The organism is Pseudomonas sp. TMB3-21 (assembly GCF_054898145.1).
Genome location: NZ_CM142718.1, coordinates 321,364 through 340,726, shown reverse-complemented (window position 1 = coordinate 340,726; position 19,363 = coordinate 321,364). Strand labels below are relative to the sequence as shown.

The 19,363-nt window shown below is 59.0% G+C and carries 15 protein-coding genes; all 15 read left to right on the top strand.

What is annotated here, in order from left to right; genetic code table 11:
- Positions 1-6: 6 nt before the first annotated feature.
- Complete coding sequence (uppS, locus tag ACYZTS_RS01745; RefSeq protein WP_028622554.1) at positions 7-762, top strand: polyprenyl diphosphate synthase; 756 nt, start codon at positions 7-9, stop codon at positions 760-762.
- The gene (locus ACYZTS_RS01740; protein WP_028622553.1) at positions 762-1,568 is read left to right on the top strand and encodes a phosphatidate cytidylyltransferase; all 807 of its coding nucleotides are present in this window, start codon (positions 762-764) and stop codon (positions 1,566-1,568) included. Before uppS ends, ACYZTS_RS01740 begins: the two co-directional genes overlap by 1 nt.
- Positions 1,565-2,755: a 1-deoxy-D-xylulose-5-phosphate reductoisomerase gene (gene ispC / locus ACYZTS_RS01735; RefSeq protein ID WP_461993572.1), complete on the top strand. Its 1,191-nt coding sequence runs from the start codon at positions 1,565-1,567 to the stop codon at positions 2,753-2,755. The genes ACYZTS_RS01740 and ispC overlap by 4 nt, the downstream gene beginning before the upstream one ends.
- 34 nt (positions 2,756-2,789) lie before the next feature.
- Positions 2,790-4,142, top strand: a complete 1,353-nt coding sequence (gene rseP, locus ACYZTS_RS01730; RefSeq protein WP_461993570.1) for a sigma E protease regulator RseP — start codon at positions 2,790-2,792, stop codon at positions 4,140-4,142.
- Positions 4,143-4,216: 74 nt separating this feature from the next.
- Positions 4,217-6,592 carry an outer membrane protein assembly factor BamA gene (bamA, locus tag ACYZTS_RS01725; RefSeq protein WP_461993568.1) on the top strand — a complete coding sequence of 792 codons (2,376 nt, stop codon included), beginning with the start codon at positions 4,217-4,219 and terminating at the stop codon, positions 6,590-6,592.
- Positions 6,593-6,637: 45 nt separating this feature from the next.
- A complete protein-coding gene (locus tag ACYZTS_RS01720) occupies positions 6,638-7,141 on the top strand; it encodes an OmpH/Skp family outer membrane protein (RefSeq protein ID WP_028622549.1) in 504 nt (167 codons plus the stop codon).
- Positions 7,142-7,144: 3 nt separating this feature from the next.
- Positions 7,145-8,200 (top strand): UDP-3-O-(3-hydroxymyristoyl)glucosamine N-acyltransferase, encoded by a 1,056-nt coding sequence (gene lpxD, locus ACYZTS_RS01715; RefSeq protein WP_461993566.1) that lies wholly within the window; start codon positions 7,145-7,147, stop codon positions 8,198-8,200.
- 108 nt (positions 8,201-8,308) lie between these two features.
- Positions 8,309-8,749, top strand: a complete 441-nt coding sequence (gene fabZ, locus ACYZTS_RS01710) for a 3-hydroxyacyl-ACP dehydratase FabZ (protein WP_007907157.1) — start codon at positions 8,309-8,311, stop codon at positions 8,747-8,749.
- Positions 8,746-9,522, top strand: coding sequence for an acyl-ACP--UDP-N-acetylglucosamine O-acyltransferase (gene lpxA, locus ACYZTS_RS01705; RefSeq protein ID WP_461993564.1), 777 nt, complete (start codon positions 8,746-8,748; stop codon positions 9,520-9,522). Before fabZ ends, lpxA begins: the two co-directional genes overlap by 4 nt.
- Before the next feature lie 2 nt (positions 9,523-9,524).
- A complete protein-coding gene (lpxB, locus tag ACYZTS_RS01700; protein ID WP_461993562.1) occupies positions 9,525-10,655 on the top strand; it encodes a lipid-A-disaccharide synthase in 1,131 nt (376 codons plus the stop codon).
- Between the two features lie 11 nt (positions 10,656-10,666).
- A complete protein-coding gene (rnhB, locus tag ACYZTS_RS01695; RefSeq protein ID WP_461996328.1) occupies positions 10,667-11,293 on the top strand; it encodes a ribonuclease HII in 627 nt (208 codons plus the stop codon).
- Between the two features lie 76 nt (positions 11,294-11,369).
- Positions 11,370-14,891 carry a DNA polymerase III subunit alpha gene (dnaE, locus tag ACYZTS_RS01690; protein ID WP_461993560.1) on the top strand — a complete coding sequence of 1,174 codons (3,522 nt, stop codon included), beginning with the start codon at positions 11,370-11,372 and terminating at the stop codon, positions 14,889-14,891.
- A 153-nt stretch (positions 14,892-15,044) separates the two neighbouring features.
- Entirely contained in the window at positions 15,045-15,992 is a 948-nt protein-coding gene (locus ACYZTS_RS01685; RefSeq protein WP_461993558.1) for an acetyl-CoA carboxylase carboxyltransferase subunit alpha, read from the top strand.
- Positions 15,993-16,125: 133 nt separating this feature from the next.
- The gene (gene tilS / locus ACYZTS_RS01680) at positions 16,126-17,454 is read left to right on the top strand and encodes a tRNA lysidine(34) synthetase TilS (protein WP_461993556.1); all 1,329 of its coding nucleotides are present in this window, start codon (positions 16,126-16,128) and stop codon (positions 17,452-17,454) included.
- Positions 17,455-17,728: 274 nt separating this feature from the next.
- A complete protein-coding gene (locus ACYZTS_RS01675; protein WP_028622541.1) occupies positions 17,729-19,360 on the top strand; it encodes a CTP synthase in 1,632 nt (543 codons plus the stop codon).
- Positions 19,361-19,363 lie beyond the last annotated feature (3 nt).

The window sequence follows — 19,363 nt, the reverse complement described above, 5'->3', positions numbered from 1 at the left end:
GTTTACATGGAAAAGACCAAGCAGGCTGCGCCGTCCGCGGTGCCGCGCCACGTCGCGATCATCATGGATGGTAACAATCGCTGGGCGAAGAAACGCTTTATGCCGGGTGTCGCCGGGCATAAAGCGGGTGTGGATGCCGTTCGTGCAGTGATCGAGGTGTGTGCCGAGGCCAAGGTCGAAGTGTTGACCCTGTTTGCCTTCTCCAGCGAGAACTGGCAGCGTCCGGCCGATGAAGTCAGCGCCCTGATGGACCTGTTCTTCAAGGCGTTGCGTCGGGAGGCCAAGCGCCTCAACGACAACAACATCTGTCTGCGCATCATTGGTGACCGTTCGCGCTTCCATCCGGAGTTGCAGGTCGCCATGCGGGAGGCCGAGGCCATGACGGCGGGCTCCAACCGCTTTGTCCTGCAGATCGCCGCCAACTACGGTGGCCAGTGGGACATCGCGCAGGCCGCACAGCGTCTGGCGCGGGAAGTTCAGGCCGGCCACCTGCGTCCGGAAGACATCACACCGGAACTGCTGCAAACCTGTCTGGCAACCGGCGATCTGCCGTTGCCGGATTTGTGCATCCGTACCGGTGGTGAACACCGCATCAGTAACTTCCTGCTGTGGCAGCTGGCATACGCCGAGTTGTACTTCTCCGACCTGTTCTGGCCGGACTTCAAACACGACGCCATGCGCACCGCGCTGGCCGATTTCGCATCTCGCCAGCGTCGCTTCGGTAAAACGAGCGAGCAGGTCGAGGCTGGAGCCCGGGTTTAATGCTTAAACAACGAATCATCACTGCACTGATCCTGCTGCCGATTGCCTTGTGCGGCTTTTTCCTGCTTGAGGGTACCGGGTTTGCCCTGTTTATCGGGCTGGTAGTGACGCTCGGCGCCTGGGAATGGGCGCGCCTCGCAGGCTTCACTGCGCAGTCGGCTCGCGTGGGCTACGCTGCGGTGGTCGCGTTGATGTTGTTTTTCATGCATCTCCTGCCGGGCCTTGCCCCCTGGGTGCTGGGGGCAGCAGTGCTCTGGTGGGCGGTGGCGACGTATCTGGTGCTCACTTATCCAGGTTCCGCCGCGCACTGGTCGAGTGCCGCCTGCAAACTGGTGATCGGCCTGTTGATCCTGCTGCCGGCCTGGCAAGGTCTGGTCCAGATCAAGCAGGCGCCGTTGGGCAACTGGCTGATCATGGCGGTGATGGTTCTGGTCTGGGGCGCCGACATCGGTGCGTACTTCTCCGGTCGCAAATTTGGTAAACGCAAGCTCGCACCGCACGTCAGTCCCGGCAAAAGCTGGGAAGGTGTGTACGGCGGCCTCGCGCTGAGCCTGGTGCTGACCGCAATCGTCGGTGTGGTTCGTGACTGGAGCTTGGGCCAGATCCTGATCGGTCTGCTCGGCGCGGCCATCATCGTGTTCATCTCGGTGGTCGGCGACCTTACTGAAAGCATGTTCAAGCGTCAGTCCGGCATCAAGGACAGCAGTAATCTGCTGCCCGGTCACGGCGGCGTGCTGGATCGCATCGACAGCCTGACGGCGGCGATTCCGATCTTCGCGGTGTTGTTGTGGATGGCGGCACCATGAGTCGCCCCCAGCAGGTTACGGTCCTGGGGGCGACCGGTTCGATCGGTCTGAGCACCCTCGATGTCATTGCGCGTCACCCCGATCGTTATCAGGTGTTCGCCCTGACCGGCTTCACTCGCTTGAGTGAGCTGCTGGCGTTGTGCGTACGCCATGCGCCGCGCTTTGCGGTGGTGCCGGAGATGGCTGCTGCTCGCACTCTCCAAGACGATTTGCGCGCTGCCGGCCTTCCGACCCGCGTATTGGTCGGGGAAGCAGGCCTGTGTCAGGTGGCTTGCGCTCCGGAAGTCGATACGGTCATGGCGGCCATCGTCGGTGCGGCAGGTTTGCGTCCGACATTGGCGGCGGTCGAGGCCGGTAAGAAAATCCTGCTGGCCAATAAAGAAGCGCTGGTAATGTCCGGTGCCTTGTTCATGCAGGCCGTGCGCAAGAGCGGCTCGGTATTGCTGCCGATCGACAGCGAGCACAATGCAATTTTTCAATGCATGCCGCAGGACTTTTCCCGCGGCCTTGGTGCGGTGGGTGTTCGGCGGATTTTGCTGACAGCCTCGGGTGGTCCGTTCCGGCAGACGCCGTTGGCCGAACTGGGGCATGTTTCCCCCGAGCAGGCATGCGCGCATCCGACCTGGTCCATGGGCCGCAAGATTTCGGTCGATTCGGCGAGCATGATGAACAAGGGTCTGGAGCTCATCGAAGCCTGCTGGCTGTTCGATGCAAAGCCGTCGCAGGTCGAGGTGGTGATTCATCCGCAAAGCGTGATTCATTCGTTGGTCGACTATATCGACGGCTCGGTTCTGGCGCAGTTGGGTAACCCCGACATGCGCACACCTATTTCCAATGCGCTGGCTTGGCCGGAGCGTATTGATTCGGGGGTGGCGCCGCTGGATCTGTTCGCCATCGCCCGTCTGGATTTCCAGGCGCCGGACGAGCAGCGTTTCCCATGCTTGCGTTTGGCGCGGCAGGCTGCCGAGGCGGGCGACAGTGCCCCGGCGATGCTCAATGCTGCGAACGAGGTCGCGGTCGCCGCGTTTCTCGACGGGCGGGTTCGCTACCTGGAAATCGCGAGTATCATCGAGGAAGTCTTGAATCTCGAGCCGGTGGTTACGGTGGATGATCTCGAGGCAGTGTTTACGGCCGACGCGAAAGCGCGGGTTCTTGCCGGACAATGGTTGAGTCGCCACGGGCGATAGCATGCAGCACTCGACAAGAATGCGGAGAAAGTAGATGAGCGCGCTCTATATGATTGTCGGCACCCTGATAGCCTTGGGCGTGCTGGTTACCTTCCACGAGTTCGGCCATTTTTGGGTCGCACGTCGCTGCGGAGTCAAAGTGCTGCGTTTCTCCGTAGGTTTCGGCATGCCGTTGCTGCGCTGGCACGACAAGCAAGGCACCGAGTTCGTGGTCGCAGCCATTCCACTGGGCGGCTACGTAAAAATGCTCGACGAACGAGAGGGTGACGTCCCGCTCGATCAGCTCGACCAATCCTTCAATCGCAAGTCGGTGCGACAGCGTATTGCCATTGTCGCGGCCGGTCCGATTGCCAACTTTTTACTGGCCCTGTTCTTTTTCTGGGTACTGGCAATGCTCGGCAGCGAGCAGGTGCGTCCCGTCATCGGCGCCGTCGAGTCCAGCAGCATCGCCGCCAAGGCGGGTTTGACCGCGGGCCAGGAAATCGTTTCCATCGACGGCGAGGCGACCACTGGCTGGAGTGCGGTCAATCTGCAACTGGTTCGCCGGCTCGGCGAGAGTGGTTCGCTGCAAGTTCTGGTACGCGAACAAGGCTCAACGGCGGACACCCCTCGCGAGCTGGTGCTGAATGAATGGCTTAAGGGCGCCGACGACCCTGACCCTATTCGCTCATTGGGGATACGTCCGTGGCGTCCGGCATTGCCGCCGGTCCTTGCTGAGCTCGACCCGAAAGGTCCGGCCCAGGCGGCTGGGCTGAAAACCGGTGATCGCTTGCTGGCGCTCGACGGCAAGGCTGTGGATGACTGGCAGCAAGTGGTCGACACGGTGCGGATGCATCCAGATACCAAAATCATGCTGCGGGTCGAGCGCGACAGTGCTCAAATCGATGTTTCTGTGATGTTGGCCGCTCGCGGCGAGAGCAAAGCACCGAGTGGTTATCTGGGCGCTGGCGTCAAAGCGATCGACTGGCCGCCGGAGATGATTCGCGAGGTCAGTTACGGTCCGTTGGCCGCAATTGGCGAAGGAGCTAAACGCACCTGGACCATGAGCATCCTGACGCTCGATTCGCTCAAGAAAATGTTGTTCGGCGAGCTCTCGGTAAAAAACTTGAGTGGACCGATAACCATTGCTAAAGTGGCGGGCGCTTCTGCCCAGTCGGGTGTCGCTGATTTCCTGAATTTCCTTGCTTATCTGAGTATTAGCCTGGGTGTTCTGAATTTGCTGCCCATTCCAGTACTGGATGGGGGGCATTTGTTGTTTTATCTGATCGAATGGGCGCGTGGTCGTCCCTTGTCGGATCGGGTGCAGGGTTGGGGGATACAGATCGGTATCAGTTTGGTGGTCGGGGTGATGTTACTTGCTCTGGTCAATGATCTGGGTCGACTGTAACGCTTCGCTGAATTGCGAATCTGCCGCATTTTGCGGCAGTTTGTTTATTGCCAGTTGGAATAAGAAAGGACTTCATGAAACGTCTGCTGCTAACTGCGGTTCTCACCGTATTGATGATCGCCGAAGTTCACGCCGAGTCCTTCACTATCTCTGATATTCGCGTCAATGGCCTCCAGCGGGTCTCCGCGGGTAGCGTCTTTGGTGCCTTGCCGTTGAACGTCGGTGAACAGGCGGATGATCGTCGCCTGGTGGAATCCACTCGTGCGTTGTTCAAAACCGGGTTCTTTCAAGATATCCAGCTGGGCCGCGATGGCAACGTCCTGGTCATCACGGTTGTCGAGCGTCCGTCCGTCGCCAGTATCGAGATCGAAGGTAACAAGGCGATCTCTACTGAGGACCTGATGAAGGGTCTCAAACAATCCGGTCTGGCCGAAGGCGAGATCTTCCAGCGTGCCACGCTCGAAGGTGTTCGTAACGAACTGCAGCGTCAATACGTCGCTCAAGGTCGTTACTCTGCGACCGTCGATACCGAAGTGGTGTCGCAGCCGCGTAACCGCGTGGCGCTGAAGGTCAACATCAACGAAGGCACCGTTGCCGCTATCCAGCACATCAACGTGGTGGGCAACACGGTTTTCCCGGATGACGACCTGATCGATCTGTTCGAACTCAAGACCACCAACTGGTTGTCGTTCTTCAAGAACGATGACAAGTATGCGCGTGAAAAGCTGTCTGGTGACCTGGAGCGTCTGCGCTCCTACTACCTGGACCGTGGCTATATCAACATGGATATCGCTTCGACCCAGGTTTCCATCACCCCGGACAAGAAACACGTTTACATCACTGTCAACGTCAACGAAGGCGAGAAGTACACCGTTCGTGACGTCAAGCTCAGTGGTGACCTGAAAGTCCCTGAGGACCAGGTCAAATCTTTGCTGCTGGTGCAGAAAGGCCAGGTGTTCTCGCGCAAGCTGATGACCACTACGTCCGAACTGATCACCCGCCGACTGGGTAACGAGGGCTACACCTTCGCCAACGTAAACGGCGTGCCTCAGCCTCATGATGAAGACAACACCGTCGATATCACTTTTGCTGTCGATCCGGGCAAACGTGCTTACGTCAACCGCATCAACTTCCGTGGCAACACCAAGTCGGAAGACGAAGTTCTGCGCCGTGAAATGCGTCAGATGGAAGGTGGCTGGGCATCGACCTATTTGATTGACCAGTCCAAGACCCGTCTTGAGCGTCTGGGCTTCTTCAAGGAAGTCAACGTCGAAACGCCAGCGGTGCCAGGCGTCGATGACCAGGTTGATGTGAATTACAGCGTTGAAGAGCAGGCATCCGGTTCGATTACCGCGAGCGTCGGTTTCGCTCAGAGTGCCGGTCTGATTCTTGGTGGCTCGATCACCCAGAACAACTTCCTCGGTACTGGTAACAAGGTCAGCGTCGGCCTGACCCGTAGTGAATACCAGAGCCGCTATAACTTCGGTTATGTCGACCCGTACTGGACAGTTGACGGTGTGAGCCTGGGTTACAACGCGTTCTATCGCACCACTGACTACGATGATCTCGAAACCGATATCGCCAGCTATGCTGTCGACAGTCTGGGTGCGGGCGTCAATGTCGGTTACCCGATCAGCGAGACCTCGCGTCTGACCTTCGGCCTGACAGCACAACAGGACACTATCAAAACCGGCGTTTACACCGTCGACGAGATTTTCGACTTCGTGAACAAGGAAGGCGACAAGTACCTGAACTTCAAGGCTTCGGCCGGTTGGTCCGAGTCGACGTTGAACAAAGGTGTGCTGGCCACACGTGGTCGCTCCCAGAGCCTGGTGCTGGAAACCACGACGCCAGGCAGCGACCTGTCGTTCTTCAAGCTTGATTACCGTGGCCAGTTGTTCCAGCCGTTGTCCGAAAATTACACCATGCGCTTGCACACCGAGCTGGGTTACGGCGACGGATACGGTTCGACCGACGGCTTGCCTTTCTACGAGAACTACTACGCCGGTGGTTTCAACTCGGTTCGTGGCTTCAAAGACAGCACGCTGGGTCCGCGCAGTACGCCAAGTAAGGGTACAAACCCTGGCACGGCGGAGGACCCTGACCAGGATCCGCTGCCGTTTGGTGGTAACGTCCTGATCCAGGGTGGTGTAGAGCTTCTGTTTCCTCTGCCGTTCGTCAAGGATCAACGTTCCCTGCGCACTTCGGTATTCTGGGATGTGGGTAACGTTTTCGACTCGTCTTGCTCGGATACCACCAATACCGATGGCACGAAGTCCAATACCAAGTGCAACGAAATCAGCCTGAGCAACATGGCCAGCTCCGTCGGTGTGGGTGTGACATGGGTCACCGCACTGGGTCCTTTGAGTTTCGCGTTGGCAATGCCGATCAAGAAACCGGATGAGGCTGAAACACAAGTGTTCCAATTCTCCCTCGGCCAGACGTTCTAAGCGTCTGACCCAAGATAACGACAATGGATTTTGTAGGAGTGCATCGTGCGTAAGTTGACTCAATTGGTTCTCCTGGCAACCGTACTGGTAGCAGGCCCGGCTTTTGCCGACATGAAAATCGCCGTCCTGAATTATCAGATGGCCCTGCTGGAATCTAACGCGGCGAAGAAATACGCTGTGGATGCCGAGAAAAAATTCGGGCCTCAGCTGAGCAAGCTCAAGACACTGGAAAGCAGTGCCAAAGGCATTCAGGACCGTCTGATGGCGGGCGGCGACAAAATGCAGCAAGGCGAGCGCGAGCGTCTCGAGCTTGAATTCAAGCAAAAGGCCCGTGACTTCCAGTTCCAGTCCAAAGAACTGAACGAAGCCAAAGCCGTTGCCGACCGTGAGATGCTGAAGCAGTTGAAGCCGAAACTGGACAGCGCTGTGGAAGAAGTCATCAAGAAAGGTGCTTTCGACCTGGTTTTCGAGCGTGGCGCAGTGATTGATGTCAAGCCTCAGTACGACATCACCCGCCAAGTCATCGAGCGCATGAATCAGCTGAAGTAATCCATGACAGCGACTATGAAACTCGGCCAGTTGGCCGAGTTCCTCGGCGCCACCTTGCGTGGCGACGCGGAGAAGGAAATCACTGGGCTAGCCACTTTGCAAGAGGCTGGCCCAGCTCAGTTGAGCTTTCTGGCAAATCCTCAATACCGTAAATACCTGGTGGACTGCCGGGCCGCCGCGTTGTTGCTGAAGGCCGCAGATGCCGAAGGGTATGTAGGTGATGTGCTGATCGTTCCCGATCCGTACCTTGCGTACGCCCGGATTTCTCATCTATTCGATCCCAAACCCAAGGCAGCCACCGGCATACACCCGACTGCGGTTGTGGCTGACGACGCCGTGGTGGATCCGGCGGCCAGTATTGGTGCCTTTGCCGTCATTGAAAGCAAAGCGCTTATCGGCGCAGGCGTGACCATTGGCGCGCACTGTTTTATCGGTGCGCGCAGCCAGATAGGCAGGGGTGGTTGGCTCGCCCCCAGAGTCACGTTGTATCACGACGTGCGCATTGGCAAGCGGGTGGTGATTCAGTCCGGTGCAGTGCTCGGTGGTGAAGGCTTCGGCTTTGCCAACGAGAAAGGCATCTGGCAGAAAATCGCCCAGATCGGTGGTGTGCTGGTCGGCGACGATGTGGAGATTGGCGTCAATACCGCCATCGACCGTGGTGCGCTGGCGGATACGGTCATTGGTAATGGCGTCAAGCTCGACAATCAGATCCAGATTGCCCATAACGTGCAGATCGGTGATCACACCGCCATGGCTGCGTGTGTGGGCATCTCCGGCAGCACCAAAATCGGCAAGCACTGCATGCTCGCCGGTGGCGTCGGTCTGGTGGGGCATATCGAGATTTGCGACAAGGTTTTCATCACCGGGATGACCATGGTGACCCACTCGATTACCGAGCCAGGTTCCTATTCTTCCGGCACGGCCATGCAGCCGGCTGCCGAATGGCGCAAAAGCGCGGCGCGACTGCGTCAGCTCGATGACATTGCTCGACGGTTACGACAGCTGGAAAAGCGAGTAGGGGAAGTGACCCCTGACGGTAATGCTTCATCAGATGGCTGATACCATTTCCATATCAAGTGTGCACAGCCGCTAGACTGCCTCCTTGATTTGCTAGAGGGGCGCGCGTCAGTCGCGCGCTCCCAATCTTTACATAGGCTTCCCCCCGAAATGATGGACATCAACGAGATTCGCGAATACCTGCCTCACCGTTACCCGTTCCTGCTGGTGGACCGGGTCGTGGATCTGGATGTGGAAGGCAAGCGCATTCGCGCCTACAAGAATGTCAGCATCAACGAACCGTTCTTCAATGGTCACTTCCCTGCGCATCCGATCATGCCGGGCGTATTGATCATCGAAGCGATGGCTCAGGCTGCCGGGATCCTTGGTTTCAAAATGCTCGACGTGAAGCCGGCTGATGGCACGCTTTACTACTTCGTTGGCTCCGACAAGCTGCGTTTCCGTCAGCCGGTTCTGCCGGGCGATCAGTTGATCCTCGAAGCCAAGTTCCTGAGCTGCAAGCGTCAGATCTGGAAGTTCGAATGCCAGGCTTCGGTCGACGGCAAGCCAGTCTGCTCCGCTGAAATCATCTGCGCGGAACGCAAACTATGAGTTTGATTGACCCTCGCGCAATCATCGATCCGACGGCCGTTCTGGCCGCCGACGTCGAGGTTGGCCCATGGTCGATCGTCGGCGCAGGTGTGGAAATCGGCGAGGGAACAGTGATCGGGCCGCATGTAATTCTCAAAGGCCCGACTCGAATTGGTAAGCACAACCGTATCTACCAGTTTTCTTCAGTGGGCGAAGACACGCCGGACCTGAAGTACAAAGGCGAAGAAACCCGCCTGGTCATCGGTGATCACAACGTCATTCGCGAAGGCGTGACGATTCATCGCGGGACTGTTCAGGACCGTTCGGAAACGACCCTGGGCGATCACAACCTGATCATGGCATACGCCCACATCGGGCACGACAGCGTCATCGGCAATCACTGCATTCTGGTCAACAACACGGCGTTGGCCGGCCACGTGCACGTTGCCGACTGGGCGATCCTGTCCGGTTTTACCCTGGTTCATCAGTATTGCCACATTGGTGCCCACAGCTTTTCCGGCATGGGCACGGCCATTGGCAAGGACGTTCCGGCGTACGTCACGGTATTCGGCAACCCGGCCGAAGCGCGCAGCATGAACTTCGAAGGCATGCGCCGTCGGGGTTTCAGCGAAGAAGCGATCCATGCATTGCGTCGCGCCTACAAGGTGGTTTACCGCCAGGGCCTGACGGTCGAGCAGGCGCTCGGCGAGCTGGCTGAATCGTCGGCACAGTTTCCGGAAGTCGCGGTGTTTCGTGACTCCATCCAGTCTTCGACCCGCGGCATCACGCGTTAATCATGGCTAATCTGCGTATTGCGCTGGTGGCGGGTGAGGCTTCCGGTGACATTCTGGGCGCCGGTCTCATGCGTGCGCTCAAGGTCCGGCACCCGGCAGTCGAGTTCATCGGCGTTGGCGGCCCGTTGATGCAGGCTGAAGGGCTGACCTCGTATTTCCCGATGGAACGTCTTTCGGTCATGGGCCTGGTGGAAGTGCTCGGCCGGCTGCGCGAGTTGCTCAAACGCCGCAAGAAGCTGATCGCCGACCTGATCGCCGAGAAGCCGGATGTGTTCATCGGCATCGATGCTCCAGACTTCACCCTCAATATCGAACTCAAACTCCGTCAGGCCGGCATCAAGACCGTGCATTACGTCAGCCCTTCCGTCTGGGCATGGCGGCAGAAGCGTGTGCTGAAGATTCGCGAAGGCTGCGACCTGATGCTGACGCTGTTTCCGTTTGAAGCAAAATTTTATGAAGAGAAGGGCGTGCCGGTGCGGTTTGTCGGGCACTCCCTTGCGGACGCGATTCCGCTCCAAGCTGATCGCGCCGCCGCGCGCGCCGAGCTCGGTTTGCCTGACGGGCCGCTGGTCGCCCTGATGCCCGGCAGTCGTGGGGGTGAAGTCGGGCGCCTCGGTGCTCTGTTCCTCGATACCGCTCAACGTTTGCGCGCTATGCGTCCCGGCGTCCGGTTCGTCATGCCGTGCGCCAGCCCTGAGCGGCGCAAGCAGCTTGAAGAATTGCTGGTTGGTCGAGACCTGCCGCTGACCCTGCTGGATGGCAAATCGCATCTGGCCCTCGCCGCATGCGATGCGGTGCTGATTGCCTCCGGAACGGCTACGCTTGAAGCGTTGTTGTACAAACGGCCGATGGTGGTGGCCTATCGTTTGGCGCCACTGACGTTCTGGATTCTCAAGCGCATGGTCAAGAGCCCCTATGTGTCGTTGCCGAACCTCTTGGCCCAGCGTCTGTTGGTGCCGGAGTTGTTGCAGGACGATGCAACGGTCGAGGCGCTGGCACAGACGTTGTCGCCCCTGATCGAAGGTGGCGAGGAACAGACTCGCGGCTTCGATGAAATTCACCGGACGTTGCGTCTGGATGCCTCCAATCAGGCGGCGGACGCGGTGTTGAAATTGATTGGCGAAACAAAATGACAAAAAACAGCGTGCAGATGGGGCTGGATTTCACCTTGGTCGCCGAGCTCGAAGACATGGTTGCCGGTGTCGACGAAGTCGGTCGCGGCCCGCTCTGTGGCGCAGTCGTCACGGCGGCGGTCATTCTCGATCCAAAGCGGCCGATTCTGGGCCTTAATGATTCGAAGAAACTGACCGAAGCCCGCCGTGAAAAGCTTTATGACGAAATTTGCGAAAAAGCGCTCAGCTGGAGCATTGCACGAGCGGAAGTCGATGAAATCGATCAGCTGAACATCCTGCACGCCACCATGCTGGCCATGCAGCGCGCCATCGAAGGTCTGCACATCCAGCCTAAACTGGCGATGATCGACGGTAACCGTTGCCCGAAGTTGTCCATGCGCGCCGAAGCGGTGATTCAGGGCGATGGCAAGGTTCCGGCCATCGCCGCGGCGTCGATTCTGGCCAAGGTCAGCCGCGACCGCGAGATGGCTGCCTTCGAACTGATTTACCCGGGCTACGGAATCGGCGGCCACAAGGGTTACCCGACCCCTGCACATCTTGAGGCGTTGGCGCGTCTGGGCCCAACCCCGATTCACCGGCGTTCGTTTGCGCCTGTTCGCATGGCGTATGAAGCGCGGGAAATCCTGATCGAGGGTTAGTCGCAAGGCTGATGTTTTCGCCAAGGCCCGGTACAATCCGGGCCTTGTTGTTTTCATGCTCACAGACAGGATCACCATGCCGGCTTCATTCGTTCATCTACGCCTGCACTCTGAATACTCCCTGGTCGACGGTCTGGTGCGGATCAAACCGCTGGTCAAGACCCTGGTCGGCATGAACATGCCCGCCGTGGCGGTCACTGACCAGAACAACATGTGTTCTCTGGTCAAATTTTATAAAGCGGCCATGGGCGCAGGGATCAAGCCGATCTGCGGCGCTGACCTGTGGCTGTCGAACAAGGATCCGGACAACGCCCTCAGCCGGATCAGCCTGCTGGCGATGAACGCCGTGGGCTATCGCAACCTGACTGAACTGATCTCCCGTGGCTTCATTGACGGCCAGCGCAATGGCTCGATCATCATCGAGCGCGAGTGGGTGGCCGAGGCCAGCGAAGGCCTGATCATGTTGTCGGCGGCGAAGGAAGGCGAAATCGGCCTGGCACTGCTCGGCGGCAATCCTGCTGAAGCGGAAACCCTCGCCCGCGAATGGATGGCGGTGTTCCCGGACCGCTTCTATCTGGAAATCCAGCGCACCAGCCGCCCGAACGATGAAGAACAATTGCACGCTGCCGTGGCCCTGGCCGAGAAAATCGGCGCGCCGCTGGTGGCGACCAACGATGTGCGCTTCATCAAGCAGGAAGATTTCGAGGCCCACGAGACCCGCGTCTGCATCGGTGAGGGCCGCGCCCTCGACGATCCGCGGCGGTCGAAGAATTACAGCGATCAGCAGTATCTCAAAAGCGCCGAGGAAATGGCCGAGCTGTTCAGCGACATTCCCGAGGCGCTGCAGAACACCGTCGAGATCGCCAAGCGATGCAATATCGAAGTGAAGCTGGGCAAGCACTTTTTGCCTAACTTCCCGATTCCCGATGGCATGACCATCGACGAGTATTTCCGCAAGGTGTCGTTCGATGGTCTGGAAGACCGCCTGAGTGTTCTGCTGCCCAAAGACACCACCGAAGACTACGAAGCCAAGCGGCAGGTGTACGTCGATCGGCTGAATTTCGAGCTGGATATCATTATCCAGATGGGCTTCCCGGGTTACTTCCTGATCGTGATGGACTTCATCCAGTGGGCCAAGAGCAATGGCGTGCCGGTCGGTCCCGGACGGGGGTCGGGTGCCGGTTCGCTGGTAGCCTATGTGCAGAAGATCACCGACCTCGATCCGCTGGAATATGACCTGCTGTTCGAACGTTTCCTTAACCCGGAACGGGTTTCCATGCCCGACTTCGACGTCGACTTCTGCATGGACGGCCGTGACCGCGTGATCGACTACGTGGCCGAAAAGTACGGCCGTAACGCGGTGAGCCAGATCATCACCTTCGGTTCCATGGCGGCCAAAGCTGTGGTGCGTGACGTGGCTCGCGTGCAGGGCAAGTCCTACGGCCTGGCGGATCGTCTGTCGAAGATGATCCCGTTCGAAGTCGGCATGACCCTGGAAAAAGCTTACGAGCAGGAAGAGATCCTGCGCGACTTCATCAAGGTCGATGAGGAAGCTGCGGAAATCTGGGAGATGGCGCGCAAGCTCGAAGGCGTGGTGCGTAACGTCGGCAAGCACGCCGGTGGCGTGGTCATCGCGCCGACCAAGCTGACCGACTTCTCGCCGATCTATTGCGACGAAGCCGGCGATGGCCTGGTAACCCAGTTCGACAAGGATGACGTTGAAGCCGCCGGCCTGGTGAAATTCGACTTCCTCGGCTTGCGTACCCTCACAGTCATCGACTGGGCGTTGAAAACCATCAACCGCGACCGTGCCAAGGTCGATGAGCCGCCGCTCGACATCGCTTTTATTCCGCTCGACGACAAACCGACCTATCAGTTGCTGCAAAAAGCCGAAACCACGGCGGTGTTCCAGCTCGAGTCGCGGGGCATGAAGGAGCTGATCAAAAAGCTCAAGCCCGACTGCCTCGAAGACTTGATCGCACTGGTGGCCCTGTTCCGTCCCGGCCCGCTGCAGTCGGGCATGGTTGACGACTTTATCAACCGTAAGCACGGGCGTGCCGAACTGGCGTACCCGCACTCAGACTATCAGTACGAAGGCCTCAAGCCGGTGCTGGCGCCGACCTACGGCATCATCCTGTATCAGGAACAGGTGATGCAGATTGCCCAGGTCATGGCCGGTTACACCCTCGGCGGTGCGGACATGCTGCGTCGGGCCATGGGTAAGAAAAAGCCTGAAGAAATGGCCAAGCAGCGCGGCGGTTTCATTGAAGGTTGCGCGACCAACAACATTGATGCCGACCTGGCCGGTAACATTTTCGACCTGGTGGAAAAATTCGCCGGTTACGGCTTCAACAAGTCTCACTCCGCCGCATACGGGCTGGTGTCGTATCAGACCGCATGGCTGAAGACCCACTACCCGGCGCCGTTCATGGCGGCGGTGTTGTCGGCGGACATGCACAACACCGACAAGGTCGTGACCTTGATCGAAGAAATTCGCACCATGAAGCTGCGTCTCGACGCGCCGGATGTGAATACCTCCGAGTTCAAATTCACGGTGAACGACGAGGGCCGGATCATTTACGGTCTCGGCGCAATCAAAGGTGTGGGTGAAGGCCCGGTCGAGGCCATTACCGAGGCGCGCCAGGACGGGCCGTTCAAGGACCTGTTCGATTTTTGCGCGCGCGTCGACCTCAAGCGAATCAACAAGCGAACGCTGGATGGCCTGATCCGCAGTGGTGCGCTGGATCGTCTCGGGCCGTGCTTCCACGACGAGCCGAAGGCCTATCAAGCCAGCATCGACCAGAACCGTGCCATCTTGCTGACGGCCATGGAAGGCGCGATCAAGGCCGCCGAACAAACCGCGCGCACCCACGACAGTGGCCACGCCGACCTGTTTGGCGGGCTGTTCGTCGAAGCGGACGCGGATGTCTACGCCAATCACCGCAAGGCGAAAGAGCTGACGTTGAAGGAACGCCTCAAAGGCGAAAAAGACACCCTTGGCCTGTACCTGACCGGTCACCCCATCGACGAATACGAAGGTGAGATCCGTCGGTTTGCCCGTCAGCGCATCATCGACCTGAAGCCTGCGCGCGACACGCAGACCGTCGCCGGCATGATCATCGCGTTGCGCGTGATGAAGAACAAAAAGGGCGACAAGATGGGCTTCATCACCCTTGATGACCGTTCCGGGCGGATCGAGGCCTCATTGTTCGCCGAGGCTTTCCATTCGGCACAGTCGCTGTTGCAGACCGACGCAATGGTGGTGGTCGAAGGCGAGGTCAGCAACGATGATTTCTCCGGCGGTTTGCGCCTGCGAGTCAAACGCGTGATGAGCATGGAAGACGCGCGCACCAATCTTGCCGAAAGCCTGCGTCTGAAGCTGCAGTCCAAAGACCTCAAGGGCGATCAGCTACGCTGGTTGGGTGAGCTGTTCAAGCGCCACCGCGGCGCGTGCCCGATCACCATGGAATACACGAGCCCCGATGCCAAGGCCTTGCTGCAGTTCGGCGAGACCTGGCGAATCGACCCGGCGGATACGCTGATTCAAGCCCTGCGTGACCAGTTCGGGCGAGACAACGTCTTCCTCCAATACCGTTGACGGTCAGGCTTCATTCTTTGCCATGAAGAGCGGAGGCTGATCTCGACCACATTTTTTAATCTCGACCTGAACGCGCCTGTCCCTTAAGGTAGGGCGCGAATAGACAACCGGCCGGCCCAAGCTCTCTTGGACGTCGACCCTAGACGGACGCCTATGAACCCGAATTTTCTAGATTTCGAACAGCCGATCGCCGACCTGCAAGCCAAGATCGAAGAATTGCGCTTGGTCGGTAACGACAATTCGCTGAATATCGGCGATGAGATCTCCCGCCTGCAGGAAAAAAGCAGCATGCTCACCGAAGACATCTTCGGCAAGCTGACCAGCTGGCAGATCGCGCGTCTGGCGCGTCACCCGAAACGCCCTTACACCCTGGACTATATCGAACACATCTTCACCGAGTTCGATGAGCTGCACGGCGACCGTCACTTCTCCGACGACGCTGCGATCGTTGGCGGCGTTGCCCGTCTCGACGACCAGCCGGTGATGATCATCGGTCACCAGAAGGGCCGCGAAGTGCGCGAAAAAGTTCGTCGCAACTTCGGCATGCCACGTCCGGAAGGCTATCGCAAAGCGTGCCGCCTGATGGAAATGGCCGAGCGTTTCAAAATGCCGATCCTGACCTTCATCGACACCCCTGGCGCTTACCCTGGCATCGACGCCGAAGAGCGCAACCAGAGCGAAGCGATCGCCTGGAACCTGCGTGTCATGGCTCGCCTGAAAACCCCAATCATCGCCACCGTGATCGGTGAGGGTGGTTCCGGTGGTGCGCTGGCCATCGGCGTTTGCGACCAGTTGAACATGCTGCAGTACTCGACCTATGCGGTGATTTCGCCGGAAGGCTGTGCCTCGATTCTGTGGAAGACCGCCGAGAAAGCGCCGGATGCCGCAGAAGCCATGGGCATTACCGCGGAGCGTTTGAAAGGTTTGGGCATCGTCGACAAAGTGATCGGCGAACCGCTGGGCGGCGCTCATCGCAATCCTGCCGTTGCCGCAGCCTCGATCCGCGCGGAATTGAGCTCGCAATTGGCGATGCTCAAGGAATTCGACACCGAAGCGCTGTTGACCCGTCGTTACGAGCGCCTGATGAGCTACGGTCTCTAAGCCGAGCGCGCAGTACCCATGTGGGAGCGGGCTTGCTCGCGAAAGCGGTTTAACACTCAACGGATTGGTTGACTGTTCGACCGCCATCGCGAGCAGGCTCGCTCCCACATTTGATTTGTGCAAAGGGAAAGATATGGATCGGCCCACGATTGATTTGCCTTCCCGGCTTTTGATGAGTCTGAAACCGTGGCGCGAAGCAACGACGTGGCGCGTCGCTTTCTCCGGTGGCTTCGATTCAACCGTCCTGCTGCATTTGCTAGTACACCTCGCAGAAACCACATTCCTCCCCAAACTCGAAGCCATCCACGTTCACCACGGTCTTCAGGCGGCGGCGGATGCGTGGCCGCAACATTGTCAGTCGGTCTGTGACGCATTGGGCGTGCCGTTGCAGGTGATCCGCGTGCAGGTTCAGCCAGGCGCCAGCCTCGAACGTGCAGCGCGAGATGCGCGGTATGACGCTTTCAACGCAGCCACCCAGGCCGGTGACGTATTGCTCACCGGTCAACATCGCGACGATCAGGCGGAAACCTTGTTGTTCCGTTTGCTGCGTGGGGCAGGGGTGAGAGGGTTGGCAGGAATGCCGCGTCAGCGTTCGTTGGGCAGCGGGCATTTGCTGCGTCCGTTGCTGGAGGTCACGCGCGCACAGCTGCAAGCCTATGCCACCGAGCACGGGCTGAGCTGGATCGAGGATCCATCAAACGAGGACCGTCGATTCTCGCGCAACTATCTTCGCCATCAGGTCTTCCCGGCGTTGACTGAGCGTTGGCCCCAAGCTGCGTCGAACATGGCCCGCAGCGCGGCGCACCTGCGTGAGGCGCAGGTATTGCTCGATGAGCTGGCGCGGATTGATCTGGCCTCCGCGCACATCGCCAGCGAATTCGACTGGCTGGGTGTGCCTTCCCTGGAACTGACACCGCTCGCAATGCTGTCCGCCGCTCGCCAGCGTAATGCGCTCAGTCACTGGCTCTCGCCATTGACCAGCTTGCCCGACAGCGACCATTGGTCGGGCTGGGAGAACTTGCGCGATGCCACAGGCGACGCCCGACCGATCTGGCGGCTGTCGCAGGGCGAGCTGCATCGGGCTGGTGGGCGAGTCTGGTGGCTGTCCGGCGCCTGGTTGCTCCATCCACTTGCTTCAACCCAATGGCTGGAGCCAGCAAAAGCCCTGACGTTGCCGGATAACGGCGTGCTGACGATCAGCGGAAGCGCCCCGAATGGACCGTTGCAGGTGCGCTATCGTGAAGGTGGCGAAGTCATGTATCTGCCCGGGCGTGGGCATCGCGATCTCAAGCGCTTGCTCAATGAAAGTGCGGTTCCCGGGTTCGTCCGTGGCAGATTGCCGCTGCTGTATCAGGGTGAGCAATTGCTGGCGGTGGCCAACCTGCGGGGCTTGAATGGCAGCGGGCCGCACGGCTGGAATTTGCATTGGCAGCCGCCGAGCGAAGATCAAGGTTTGAGCTGATAGGGGCTTTCCGGTAGACTACGCTCCCTTCTTGATACAACTTCTGTGGATTCGCCTGAATTGCAGGAGTTGCCGATTACCAAGCAGTCTTTGCTGGGCGATTCCAAAAAATGTGTAGCGAGCAACGTACCGGTGTTTCATTTTCCGGTCTGTCCCAACGCGGCGGTTTTTTCGAAGGTTGCACTGTGATTAATGCAGGTGATCGGGGGCTTCGGCCTTCCTTCGCTTTCCCCGGCGGCTCGGACCGCTTTAACGCAGACTTCTAGGGTTTTTCATGACGCGCTACATATTCGTCACGGGCGGTGTTGTTTCTTCATTGGGGAAAGGCATTGCCTCGGCTTCATTGGCGGCCATCCTGGAGGCGCGGGGACTTAAGGTCACCATGCTGAAGCTGGACCCGTACATCAACGTTGACCCGGGCACCATGAGCCCGTTCCAGCACGGTGAAGTGTTCGTCACCCACGACGGCGCCGAGACCGACCTGGACCTGGGTCACTACGAGCGGTTCATCCGCACGACCATGACCCAGAACAACAACTTCACCACCGGCCGGGTCTACGAACACGTGCTGCGCAAAGAACGCCGTGGTGATTATCTGGGTGCGACCATTCAGGTCATCCCGCACATCACCGACGAGATCAAGCGCCGGATCATCAAGGGCGCCGGCGATGCCGACGTGGCGATGGTCGAGATCGGTGGCACCGTGGGTGACATCGAATCGCAACCGTTCCTCGAGGCGATTCGCCAGTTGCGTTTCGAAGTCGGCGCCAAGCGCGCGATGCTGATGCACCTGACGCTGGTGCCGTACATCGCCACCGCCGGCGAAACCAAAACCAAGCCAACCCAGCACTCGGTCAAGGAACTGCGTTCCATCGGCCTGCAACCTGACGTGCTGGTGTGCCGCTCCGATCATCCGATCGACATTTCCTCGCGCCGCAAGATCGCACAATTCACCAACGTTGAAGAGCGTGCGGTGATCGCGCTGGAAGACGCCGACACCATCTACAAGATCCCGGGCATCCTGCATTCGCAGGGTCTGGACGATTTTGTGGTCGAGCGTTTCGGCCTGCAGTGTGGCGGTGCCGATCTGTCCGAGTGGGAAGCGGTGGTTGACGCCAAGCTCAACCCTGAACACGAAGTGACCATCGCGATGGTCGGCAAGTACATGGAGCTGCTGGACGCTTACAAGTCGTTGATCGAAGCGATGAGTCACGCCGGCATCAGCAACCGTACCAAGGTCAACCTGCGCTACATCGATTCCGAAGACATCGAAAACCAGGGCACTGCGCTGCTGGAAGGTGTCGACGCGATCCTCGTACCAGGCGGCTTCGGCCTGCGCGGCGTGGAAGGCAAAATTACTGCTGTTCAGTTCGCTCGCGAAAACAAGGTGCCTTACCTCGGCATCTGCCTGGGCATGCAAGTGGCCGTGATCGAGTTCGCGCGTAACGTGCTGGGCTGGAAAGACGCCAACTCCACCGAGTTCGATCGCGCCAGCGGTCACCCGGTCGTGGGTCTGATCACCGAGTGGGAAGATGCCACCGGCGCCGTTGAAACCCGTACCGAAACGTCCGACCTGGGCGGGACCATGCGCCTCGGCGCACAGGACTGCCTGCTGGAACCGGGTTCGCTGGTGCACGACTGCTACGCCAAAGACGTGATCGTCGAGCGCCACCGCCATCGTTACGAAGTGAACAACAACCTGCTGCCGCAGATCATGGAAGCCGGCCTGAAAATCTCCGGTCGCTCCGGTGATGGCGCGCTGGTCGAAGTGGTTGAAGCGCCGGATCATCCATGGTTCGTCGCATGCCAGTTCCACCCTGAGTTCACCTCGACGCCACGCGACGGTCACCCGTTGTTCAGCGGTTTCGTCAAAGCTGCTTTGGCTCAACACCAGAAGAAGGCGTAACTC